Origin of the sequence: Pseudomonas pseudonitroreducens (genome assembly GCF_021603645.1) — a bacterium.
Lineage (GTDB): Bacteria > Pseudomonadota > Gammaproteobacteria > Pseudomonadales > Pseudomonadaceae > Pseudomonas > Pseudomonas pseudonitroreducens.
The window spans coordinates 430,396-439,862 of the sequence record NZ_BQHJ01000006.1 but is presented as its reverse complement, the minus strand read 5'-3'; the positions used below and the strand labels follow the sequence as shown (position 1 = coordinate 439,862).

The window sequence follows — 9,467 nt, the reverse complement described above, 5'->3', positions numbered from 1 at the left end:
TCCTGATGCCGATCGAAGACGTGTTCTCGATCTCCGGTCGTGGCACCGTGGTAACCGGCCGTGTTGAGCGTGGCATCGTCAAGGTCCAGGAAGAAGTGGAAATCGTCGGCATCAAGGCGACCACCAAGACCACCTGCACCGGCGTTGAAATGTTCCGCAAGCTGCTCGACGAAGGTCGTGCTGGTGAGAACGTCGGCGTTCTGCTGCGTGGCACCAAGCGTGAAGACGTAGAGCGTGGCCAGGTTCTGGCCAAGCCGGGCACCATCAAGCCGCACACCAAGTTCGAGTGCGAAGTGTACGTGCTGTCCAAAGAAGAAGGTGGTCGTCACACCCCGTTCTTCAAGGGCTACCGTCCGCAGTTCTACTTCCGTACCACCGACGTAACCGGCAACTGCGAGCTGCCGGAAGGCGTTGAGATGGTAATGCCGGGCGACAACGTGAAAATGGTTGTCACCCTGATCGCTCCGATCGCCATGGAAGATGGCCTGCGCTTCGCGATTCGCGAAGGCGGCCGTACCGTTGGCGCCGGCGTGGTTGCCAAGATCATCGAGTAATCGCTGATCTGCTCCAGAAAAAGGGACCCTTCGGGTCCCTTTTTCGTTGAGTTGGTTAAATATTGACACCCCCCAGGCGCATCCGTACAATTGCGCCTCCTTTTAACGGGCGGAGTCCGTCCGTTGGGAATGGCAACTTGGAGTCTGAGGTCAAATGCAAAATCAACAAATCCGTATTCGGTTGAAGGCTTTTGATCACCGCCTGATCGACCAATCTACCCAGGAAATCGTGGAAACCGCGAAACGTACTGGCGCTCAGGTGCGTGGTCCGATTCCTCTGCCGACCCGCAAGGAACGTTACACCGTGCTGATTTCCCCGCACGTCAACAAGGACGCTCGTGACCAGTACGAAATTCGTACCCACAAGCGTGTTCTCGACATCGTTCAGCCGACCGACAAAACCGTCGACGCGCTGATGAAGCTCGACCTTGCTGCTGGCGTCGAAGTACAGATCAGCCTCGGCTAATGCCTTCGGCATTGGTCGTGTAACGCTCTGAAATGGGCGGCCATAGCGGGTGAAAGCCCCGTACACTAAAGAGGTTCTAAAGATGACAATTGGTGTTGTCGGTCGTAAGTGCGGCATGACCCGCATCTTCACCGAAGATGGTGTCTCCATTCCGGTCACGGTCATTGAGGTCGAGCCGAATCGCGTCACCCAGTTCAAAAACGAAGAGAGCGATGGCTATCGCGCTGTGCAGGTAACTGCTGGCGAGCGTCGTGCTTCTCGCGTGACCAAGGCGCAAGCCGGTCACTTTGCCAAGGCGAATGTCGCCGCCGGTCGCGGCGTGTGGGAATTCCGTCTGGGCGAAGAGGAGTTCAAGGCAGGCGATTCCATCTCTGTCGATCTGTTCCAGGCAGGCCAGCTGGTAGACGTTACCGGCGAGTCCAAGGGTAAAGGCTTCGCCGGTACCATCAAGCGCTGGAACTTCCGTGGTCAAGATAACACCCACGGTAACTCCGTTTCCCACCGCGTCCCGGGTTCCATCGGCCAGTGCCAGACTCCTGGTCGAGTGTTCAAGGGCAAAAAAATGTCGGGCCACATGGGTGCTGAGCGCGTAACCGTTCAATCCCTTGAGGTCGTGCGTGTCGATGCAGAGCGCAATCTGCTGCTGGTCAAAGGTGCCGTTCCTGGCGCTACCGGTGGTGATGTGCTGGTGCGTCCGGCAGCCAAGGCTCGCGGTTAAGAGAGGAAGCTGAGATGCAACTGAATGTAAATGGCGCTCAGGCGATCGAGGTTTCCGAGCGTACCTTTGGTAGCGAATTCAACGAGACCCTGGTTCACCAGGCAGTCGTCGCCTACATGGCTGGCGGCCGTCAGGGCACCAAGGCTCAGAAAACTCGTTCCGAAGTCTCCGGTGGTGGCAAGAAGCCGTGGCGTCAGAAGGGCACTGGTCGTGCTCGTGCTGGCACCATCCGTAGCCCCATCTGGCGTGGCGGCGGCGCGACTTTCGCAGCCAAGCCCCAGGATCACTCCCAGAAGCTCAACAAGAAGATGTACCGCGCTGCTCTGCGCTCCATCCTCTCTGAGCTGGTTCGTCTGGATCGTCTGGTTGTCGTTGCCGACTTCGCTGTCGATGCACCGAAGACCAAGGGTCTGGTCAGCAAGCTGGAAGGCCTGGGCCTGAAAGATGTACTGATCGTCACCGAAGGCGTCGATGAGAACCTGTACCTGGCAGCTCGCAACCTGGCCCACGTCGATGTACGTGACGTTCAGGCTTCCGATCCGGTCAGCCTCATCGCCTACGACAAGGTGCTGGTCACCGTGTCTGCCGTGAAGAAGTTCGAGGAGCTGCTGGCATGAACCAGGAACGCGTATTCAAAGTGCTGCTGGGCCCGCATATCTCCGAGAAGGCCACTGGCCTGGCGGACGGCAACAGCCAATTCGTTTTCAAGGTTGCCACTGATGCAACCAAGCTGGAAATCAAGAAGGCCGTAGAGAGCCTGTTCGGCGTGAAAGTACGTCGCGTCACCACCCTGAATGTTCAGGGCAAGACCAAGCGTACCGTTCGCGGCCTGGGCAAGCGTAACGACTGGAAAAAAGCGTACATCGCTCTCCAGCCGGGCCAGGATCTCGATTTCGCAGCTGGCGCTGAGTAAAGGGGTGCATCATGGCAATCGTTAAATGCAAACCGACTTCCGCTGGTCGTCGTTTCGTCGTCAAGGTAGTGAACCAGGACCTGCACAAAGGTGCTCCGTTCGCTCCCCTGCTCGAGAAGAAGTCCAAGTCGGGCGGCCGTAACAACAACGGTCGTATCACCACCCGTCATATCGGTGGTGGTCACAAGCAGCACTATCGTCTGGTCGACTTCCGCCGCAACAAGGATGGCATTCCTGCCATCGTTGAACGCGTCGAATACGATCCGAACCGTACTGCTCACATCGCTCTGCTGAAATACGCGGACGGCGAGCGTCGTTACATCATCGCCCCCAAAGGCGTGGTGGCTGGCGATCAACTGATCTCCGGTATCGGCGCTCCGATCAAGGCCGGCAACAACATGCCGCTGCGCAACATCCCGGTTGGTAGCACCATCCACGGTATCGAACTGAAGCCTGGCAAAGGCGCTCAGATCGCTCGCTCCGCTGGCGCTTCGGCTCAGCTGGTTGCCCGTGAAGGCGCTTACGTCACCGTGCGTCTGCGTTCCGGCGAAATGCGCAAAGTCCTGGCTGACTGCCGTGCGACCCTGGGTGAAGTCTCGAACTCCGAGCACAGCCTGCGTTCGCTGGGTAAAGCTGGTGCCAAGCGCTGGCGTGGCGTTCGCCCGACCGTTCGTGGTGTTGCCATGAACCCGGTCGACCACCCGCATGGTGGTGGTGAAGGTCGTACCTCTGCTGGTCGTCATCCGGTATCGCCGTGGGGTCTTCAGACCAAGGGTAAGAAGACTCGCGCGAACAAGCGTACCGACAACATGATCGTCCGTCGCCGCAAGTAAATAGAGGGATACGACAGTGCCACGTTCTCTGAAAAAAGGTCCTTTTATCGATCTTCACCTGCTGAAGAAGATCGAAGTGGCGGTAGAAAAGAACGACCGCAAGCCGATCAAGACCTGGTCGCGCCGTTCTATGATCATGCCGCACATGGTTGGTCTGACCATCGCTGTCCACAACGGCCGTCAACACGTGCCGGTTCTGGTCAACGAAGACATGGTCGGTCACAAACTCGGCGAGTTCGCTGCTACCCGCACTTATCGTGGGCACGCTGCGGACAAGAAAGCCAAGCGTTAAGGGGTAAGGAAGATGGAAGTAGCCGCTAAGCTCTCGGGCGCTCGTATCTCCGCCCAGAAAGCCCGCTTGGTCGCCGACCAGATCCGCGGGAAGAAGGTGGGCGACGCGCTCAACCTCCTGGCTTTCAGCAACAAGAAAGCCGCCGAGATCATGAAGAAAGTGCTGGAGTCGGCCGTTGCCAACGCCGAGCACAACGAAGGCGCCGATGTAGACGATCTCAAAGTCTCCACCGTCTTCGTCAACGAAGGTCGTTCGCTCAAGCGCATCATGCCGCGTGCCAAAGGCCGTGCTGATCGCATCGTCAAGCGGTCTTGCCATATCACTGTCAAGGTTGCGGACAAGTAACGGAGTCGATCAGATGGGTCAGAAAGTACATCCCAATGGCATCCGCCTGGGTATCGTCAAGGAGCACACCTCCGTTTGGTACGCAGATAAGCGCACTTACGCCGATTATCTGTTCGCCGACCTGAAGGTACGTGAGTATCTCCAAGACAAACTAAAAAGCGCGTCCGTAAGCCGTATCGATATCCATCGCCCGGCCCAAACCGCACGCATCACCATCCACACCGCTCGTCCCGGCATCGTGATCGGCAAGAAAGGTGAAGATGTTGAGAAGCTGCGTCAGGACCTGACCAAGCAAATGGGTGTGCCTGTGCACATCAACATCGAAGAGATCCGCAAGCCGGAACTCGACGGTATGCTGGTTGCGCAAAGCGTAGCTCAGCAGCTGGAGCGCCGCGTTATGTTCCGTCGCGCCATGAAGCGCGCTGTACAGAACGCCATGCGTATTGGTGCCAAAGGCATCAAGATCCAGGTAAGCGGTCGTCTGGGCGGCGCTGAAATCGCTCGTACCGAGTGGTATCGCGAAGGTCGTGTGCCCCTGCACACCCTGCGTGCCGACATCGACTATGCAACCTACGAAGCGCACACCACTTACGGTGTGATCGGTGTGAAGGTTTGGATCTTCAAAGGCGAGGTCATTGGTGGCCGCCAGGAAGAGCTGAAGCCCCAAGCGCCCGCTCCTCGTAAAAAAGCTGCTAAGTAAGGAGTACGCAAATGCTGCAACCCAAGCGTACGAAGTTCCGCAAGCAAATGACCGGTCACAACCGTGGCCTGGCTCATCGCGGTTCTAAAGTCAGCTTCGGCGAGTTCGCCCTCAAGGCAACCAGCCGTGGCCGTCTCACCGCGCGTCAGATCGAGTCCGCACGTCGTGCGCTGACCCGTCACGTAAAACGTGGCGGCAAGATCTGGATCCGCGTATTCCCCGACAAGCCTGTTACCAAGAAACCCCTGGAAGTACGTATGGGTAAAGGTAAGGGCGGCGTCGAGTACTGGGTAGCCCAGATTCAACCGGGCAAGGTCCTGTACGAGATCGAGGGTGTATCCGAAGAGCTGGCGCGTGAGGCATTCGCCCTGGCTGCTGCAAAGCTGCCGCTCGCCACCTCCTTTGTTAAGCGGACGGTGATGTGATGAAAGCGAATGAACTTCGTGAAAAATCCGTTGAGCAGCTGAACGAGCAACTGCTCGGCCTGCTGCGCGACCAGTTCAATCTGCGCATGCAGAAAGCAACTGGCCAGTTGGGGCAGTCTCACCTGCTCTCGCAGGTTAAGCGCGATATCGCTCGCGTGAAAACTGTGCTCAACCAGCAAGCAGGTAAGTAATCATGGCTGAAGCTCAGAAAACCGTCCGTACGCTGACTGGCCGCGTCGTCAGCGACAAAATGGACAAGACCATTTCCGTTCTGATCGAGCGCCGCGTTAAGCACCCGATCTACGGCAAATACGTGAAGCGTTCGACCAAACTGCACGCACACGACGAAACCAATCAGTGCCGCATTGGTGACCTGGTCACCATTCGCGAGACCCGTCCGCTGGCCAAGACCAAGGCCTGGACCCTGGTTGATATCGTCGAGCGCGCGGTTGAAGTCTAAGGGTCGGAGATAGAAGATGATTCAGACTCAATCCATGCTCGAAGTCGCTGATAACAGCGGCGCGCGTCGCGTAATGTGCATCAAGGTACTCGGCGGTTCGCACCGCCGTTACGCCGGCATTGGCGACATCATCAAGGTCACCGTCAAGGAAGCAATTCCGCGTGGCAAGGTGAAGAAGGGCCAGGTAATGACTGCCGTGGTCGTTCGCACCAAGCACGGCGTACGTCGTACCGACGGTTCCATTATTCGCTTCGACGGCAACGCCGCCGTCCTGCTGAATAACAAGCAGGAGCCGATCGGCACCCGTATCTTCGGGCCGGTGACTCGTGAACTTCGTACCGAGAAGTTCATGAAGATCGTCTCCCTTGCCCCTGAAGTGCTGTAAGGAGTAGCCGTCATGCAAAAAATTCGTCGTGACGACGAAGTCATCGTCATTGCCGGCAAGGACAAGGGCAAGCGTGGCAAAGTGATCAAGGTTCTGGCTGACGACCGTCTGGTCGTTGGCGGTGTGAACCTGGTCAAGCGCCACACCAAGCCCAACCCCATGCTCAACCAGCAAGGCGGGATCGTCGAGAAGGAGGCGCCTCTGCACGTCTCCAACGTCGCCATCTTCAACGCTGAAACCAACAAGGCTGACCGCGTTGGTTTCAAAGTCGAAGACGGTAAGAAGATTCGTGTCTTCAAGTCGACCCAGAAACCGGTTCAGGCTTGAGGGAGCTAGGTAGATCACCATGGCACGATTGAAAGAAATTTATCGGAAGGAAATCGCTCCCAAGCTGAAGCAAGAGCTTCAGCTGGCGAACGTGATGGAAGTTCCGCGCGTTACCAAAATCACCCTGAACATGGGTCTTGGCGAAGCTGTCGGCGACAAGAAAGTCATCGAGAGCGCCGTAGCTGATCTGGAAAAGATCGCGGGTCAGAAGCCGGTCGTGACTTACGCTCGTAAGTCCATCGCTGGTTTCAAGATTCGTGAAGGCTGGCCGATCGGCGTGAAAGTCACCCTGCGTGGCGATCGCATGTACGAGTTCCTGGACCGTCTGCTGTCGATTTCCCTGCCGCGCGTTCGTGACTTCCGCGGTCTGAATGCCAAGTCCTTCGACGGCCGTGGCAACTACAGCATGGGCGTCAAAGAGCAGATCATCTTCCCGGAAATCGATTACGACAAGATCGATGCCCTCCGCGGTATGGATATCACTCTGACCACTACCGCGCGTTCGGATGATGAAGGTCGTGCGCTGCTGCGCGCCTTCAAATTCCCGTTCCGCAACTGATTGGAGTAGGACCATGGCTAAAGAGAGCATGAAGAACCGTGAGCTGAAGCGTCAGCGCACGGTAGCCAAGTACGCCAAAAAGCGTGCCGAGCTGAAAGCGATCATCGTTAATCCGAGCACCACTGCGGAAGATCGTTGGAATGCCCAGGTCGCCCTGCAGAAGCAACCGCGTGACGCGAGCGCCAGCCGCCTGCGTAACCGTTGCCGTCTGACCGGTCGTCCGCACGGTTACTACCGCAAGTTCGGCCTGAGCCGTAACAAGCTGCGTGAAGCAGCAATGCGCGGTGACGTACCGGGCCTGGTGAAAGCCAGCTGGTAAGTGCTAGACGGAGCTGGCAACAGCTCCGTTGATCGCTTTGCGAAGCAAGCCCCCTCGTGGGGCTTGATTCGTTTTTGAGCGATCTCTAGAATACCCGGCTCCCCCGAGCCCGGGTTTAGATCGCCCGGCGTTTTGAGGGCGAGTTTTGTAGTTGAAGGCTTATCTTTTGTATCAGGAGCATTAAGCCCATGAGTATGCAGGACCCGTTAGCAGACATGCTAACTCGCATCCGTAATGCCCAGATGGCTGAGAAGACCGTCGTGAGCATGCCGTCTTCCAAGCTGAAAGCGGCAGTCGCCAAAGTCCTCAAGGACGAAGGTTACATTGCGGATTTCCAAGTCACCGCCGAGGCCAAGCCTCTGCTGTCGATCGAGCTGAAGTACTTCGAAGGCAAGCCTGTCATCGAGGAAGTGAAGCGAATCAGCCGTCCTGGCCTGCGCCAGTACAAATCCGTAGACCAGCTGCCGAAAGTTCGCGGCGGCCTGGGCGTTTCGATCGTCTCCACCAACAAAGGTGTGATGACTGACCGTGCTGCCCGTGCCGCTGGCGTTGGTGGCGAAGTGCTCTGCACTGTGTTCTAAGGGGAATCAGCATGTCTCGCGTTGCTAAGAACCCCGTCATTCTGCCTGCCGGCGTTGAAATCAAGCTGGCTGGTCAGGAACTTTCGATCAAGGGTGCCAAAGGCGCTCTGGAGCTGAAAGTACATCCGTCCGTCGAAGTCATTCAGGACAACGGTGAGCTGCGTTTCGCTGCGCGTAACGGCGACCAGCAGACCCGTGCCATGGCCGGTACCACTCGCGCTCTGGTCAACAATATGGTGATCGGCGTCAGCCAAGGCTTCGAGCGCAAGCTCCAGCTGGTTGGTGTTGGTTACAAAGCGCAGGCCAAAGGCCAAGTGCTGTCCCTGGCTCTCGGCTTCTCCCACCCGGTTGATTACGAACTGCCTGCCGGCATCGTCGCGGAAACCCCCAGCCAGACCGACATCCTGATCAAGGGTATCGACAAGCAGCTGGTTGGCCAGGTTGCCGCGGAAATCCGCGACTTCCGTCCGCCGGAGCCGTACAAAGGCAAGGGCGTGCGTTACGCCGACGAAGTCGTCCTTCGTAAAGAAGCCAAGAAGAAGTAGGGCATAGCAAATGAGCGTCAAGAAAGAAACCCGTCTGCGCCGCGCTCGCAAGGCTCGCCTGAAGATGCGCGAACTGGAAGCCGTACGCCTCTGCGTGTACCGCTCCTCCCAGCACATCTACGCCCAGGTTATTGCAGCCGACGGCGGCAAGGTCCTGGCCAGCGCCTCGACCCTGGACAAAGAACTGCGCGAAGCTGCCACCGGCAACGTCGACGCAGCCAAGAAAGTTGGTCAACTGGTCGCGGAACGCGCCAAGGCTGCCGGCGTCACTCAGGTGGCGTTCGACCGTTCTGGCTTCAAGTACCACGGTCGTATCAAGGCCCTGGCTGATGCCGCTCGTGAAGGCGGTCTGGAGTTCTAAGTTATGGCAAACAACGATCAAAAGCGCGACGAAGGCTACATCGAGAAGCTGGTTCAAGTGAACCGCGTCGCCAAAACCGTAAAAGGTGGCCGTATCTTCGCCTTCACCGCGCTGACCGTGGTTGGCGATGGCAAGGGCCGTGTTGGCTTCGGTCGTGGCAAGGCGCGTGAAGTGCCGGCCGCTATCCAGAAGGCAATGGAAGCTGCTCGCCGCAACATGATCCAGGTTGATCTGAACGGCACCACCCTGCAGTACCCGACCAAGTCCGCCCATGGCGCCTCCAAGGTGTACATGCAGCCGGCTTCCGAAGGTACCGGCATCATCGCCGGCGGCGCCATGCGTGCTGTCCTGGAAGTGGCCGGTGTGCAGAACGTTCTGGCGAAGTGCTACGGCTCCACCAATCCGGTGAACGTGGTCTACGCAACCTTCAAGGGCCTGAAGAACATGCAGTCCCCTGAGTCGGTAGCGGCCAAGCGTGGCAAGAGCGTCGAGGAGATTCTCTAACCATGGCAACTGTCAAAGTTACCCTGATCAAGAGCCTGAACGGCCGTCTGGCCAATCACAAGGCTTGCGTCAAAGGCCTCGGCCTGCGTCGCATTAATCACACCGTCGAAGTTCAGGACACTCCTGAAAACCGCGGCATGATTAACAAGGCCTACTACCTGCTGCGTGTGGAGGGTTAAT

21 protein-coding genes are annotated in these 9,467 nt (G+C 57.8%); all 21 read left to right on the top strand.

Going from position 1 to position 9,467, the window contains the following annotated elements; genetic code table 11:
• Positions 1 to 554 (top strand): EF-Tu C-terminal domain-related protein (locus tag L6D89_RS17530; RefSeq protein ID WP_248285745.1); only part of this gene is annotated, 554 nt, incomplete at its 5' end.
• Between the two features lie 154 nt (positions 555 to 708).
• Complete coding sequence (gene rpsJ / locus L6D89_RS17525; protein WP_003243886.1) at positions 709 to 1,020, top strand: 30S ribosomal protein S10; 312 nt, start codon at positions 709 to 711, stop codon at positions 1,018 to 1,020.
• Between the two features lie 82 nt (positions 1,021 to 1,102).
• Positions 1,103 to 1,738 carry a 50S ribosomal protein L3 gene (rplC, locus tag L6D89_RS17520; protein ID WP_024767389.1) on the top strand — a complete coding sequence of 212 codons (636 nt, stop codon included), beginning with the start codon at positions 1,103 to 1,105 and terminating at the stop codon, positions 1,736 to 1,738.
• A 14-nt stretch (positions 1,739 to 1,752) separates the two neighbouring features.
• Complete coding sequence (rplD, locus tag L6D89_RS17515; protein WP_017521904.1) at positions 1,753 to 2,355, top strand: 50S ribosomal protein L4; 603 nt, start codon at positions 1,753 to 1,755, stop codon at positions 2,353 to 2,355.
• A complete protein-coding gene (gene rplW, locus L6D89_RS17510) occupies positions 2,352 to 2,651 on the top strand; it encodes a 50S ribosomal protein L23 (protein ID WP_015475322.1) in 300 nt (99 codons plus the stop codon). Before rplD ends, rplW begins: the two co-directional genes overlap by 4 nt.
• Before the next feature lie 11 nt (positions 2,652 to 2,662).
• Entirely contained in the window at positions 2,663 to 3,484 is an 822-nt protein-coding gene (gene rplB / locus L6D89_RS17505; protein ID WP_024767388.1) for a 50S ribosomal protein L2, read from the top strand.
• Between the two features lie 16 nt (positions 3,485 to 3,500).
• Positions 3,501 to 3,776, top strand: coding sequence for a 30S ribosomal protein S19 (rpsS, locus tag L6D89_RS17500; RefSeq protein ID WP_017521902.1), 276 nt, complete (start codon positions 3,501 to 3,503; stop codon positions 3,774 to 3,776).
• A gap of 12 nt (positions 3,777 to 3,788) precedes the next feature.
• Complete coding sequence (gene rplV / locus L6D89_RS17495) at positions 3,789 to 4,121, top strand: 50S ribosomal protein L22 (RefSeq protein ID WP_015475325.1); 333 nt, start codon at positions 3,789 to 3,791, stop codon at positions 4,119 to 4,121.
• A gap of 13 nt (positions 4,122 to 4,134) precedes the next feature.
• A complete protein-coding gene (rpsC, locus tag L6D89_RS17490; RefSeq protein ID WP_024767387.1) occupies positions 4,135 to 4,821 on the top strand; it encodes a 30S ribosomal protein S3 in 687 nt (228 codons plus the stop codon).
• An 11-nt stretch (positions 4,822 to 4,832) separates the two neighbouring features.
• Complete coding sequence (gene rplP, locus L6D89_RS17485; RefSeq protein WP_009617163.1) at positions 4,833 to 5,246, top strand: 50S ribosomal protein L16; 414 nt, start codon at positions 4,833 to 4,835, stop codon at positions 5,244 to 5,246.
• Positions 5,246 to 5,437, top strand: coding sequence for a 50S ribosomal protein L29 (rpmC, locus tag L6D89_RS17480; protein WP_003093720.1), 192 nt, complete (start codon positions 5,246 to 5,248; stop codon positions 5,435 to 5,437). The genes rplP and rpmC overlap by 1 nt, the downstream gene beginning before the upstream one ends.
• A 2-nt stretch (positions 5,438 to 5,439) precedes the next feature.
• The gene (rpsQ, locus tag L6D89_RS17475) at positions 5,440 to 5,706 is read left to right on the top strand and encodes a 30S ribosomal protein S17 (protein ID WP_236172369.1); all 267 of its coding nucleotides are present in this window, start codon (positions 5,440 to 5,442) and stop codon (positions 5,704 to 5,706) included.
• A gap of 16 nt (positions 5,707 to 5,722) precedes the next feature.
• The gene (gene rplN / locus L6D89_RS17470; RefSeq protein ID WP_017521901.1) at positions 5,723 to 6,091 is read left to right on the top strand and encodes a 50S ribosomal protein L14; all 369 of its coding nucleotides are present in this window, start codon (positions 5,723 to 5,725) and stop codon (positions 6,089 to 6,091) included.
• 12 nt (positions 6,092 to 6,103) lie between these two features.
• A complete protein-coding gene (gene rplX, locus L6D89_RS17465; protein WP_045215317.1) occupies positions 6,104 to 6,418 on the top strand; it encodes a 50S ribosomal protein L24 in 315 nt (104 codons plus the stop codon).
• Positions 6,419 to 6,437: 19 nt separating this feature from the next.
• Positions 6,438 to 6,977, top strand: coding sequence for a 50S ribosomal protein L5 (gene rplE, locus L6D89_RS17460; protein WP_017521899.1), 540 nt, complete (start codon positions 6,438 to 6,440; stop codon positions 6,975 to 6,977).
• Between the two features lie 13 nt (positions 6,978 to 6,990).
• Complete coding sequence (gene rpsN / locus L6D89_RS17455) at positions 6,991 to 7,296, top strand: 30S ribosomal protein S14 (RefSeq protein ID WP_024767384.1); 306 nt, start codon at positions 6,991 to 6,993, stop codon at positions 7,294 to 7,296.
• A gap of 188 nt (positions 7,297 to 7,484) precedes the next feature.
• Complete coding sequence (rpsH, locus tag L6D89_RS17450) at positions 7,485 to 7,877, top strand: 30S ribosomal protein S8 (protein ID WP_015475331.1); 393 nt, start codon at positions 7,485 to 7,487, stop codon at positions 7,875 to 7,877.
• Between the two features lie 11 nt (positions 7,878 to 7,888).
• Entirely contained in the window at positions 7,889 to 8,422 is a 534-nt protein-coding gene (gene rplF / locus L6D89_RS17445) for a 50S ribosomal protein L6 (RefSeq protein WP_015475332.1), read from the top strand.
• A gap of 10 nt (positions 8,423 to 8,432) precedes the next feature.
• On the top strand, positions 8,433 to 8,783 hold the full coding sequence (gene rplR, locus L6D89_RS17440) for a 50S ribosomal protein L18 (RefSeq protein ID WP_017521897.1): 351 nt from the start codon (positions 8,433 to 8,435) through the stop codon (positions 8,781 to 8,783).
• A 3-nt stretch (positions 8,784 to 8,786) separates the two neighbouring features.
• Positions 8,787 to 9,287 carry a 30S ribosomal protein S5 gene (rpsE, locus tag L6D89_RS17435; protein WP_009617173.1) on the top strand — a complete coding sequence of 167 codons (501 nt, stop codon included), beginning with the start codon at positions 8,787 to 8,789 and terminating at the stop codon, positions 9,285 to 9,287.
• Between the two features lie 2 nt (positions 9,288 to 9,289).
• Complete coding sequence (gene rpmD / locus L6D89_RS17430) at positions 9,290 to 9,466, top strand: 50S ribosomal protein L30 (protein WP_009617174.1); 177 nt, start codon at positions 9,290 to 9,292, stop codon at positions 9,464 to 9,466.
• Position 9,467: the final 1 nt, after the last annotated feature.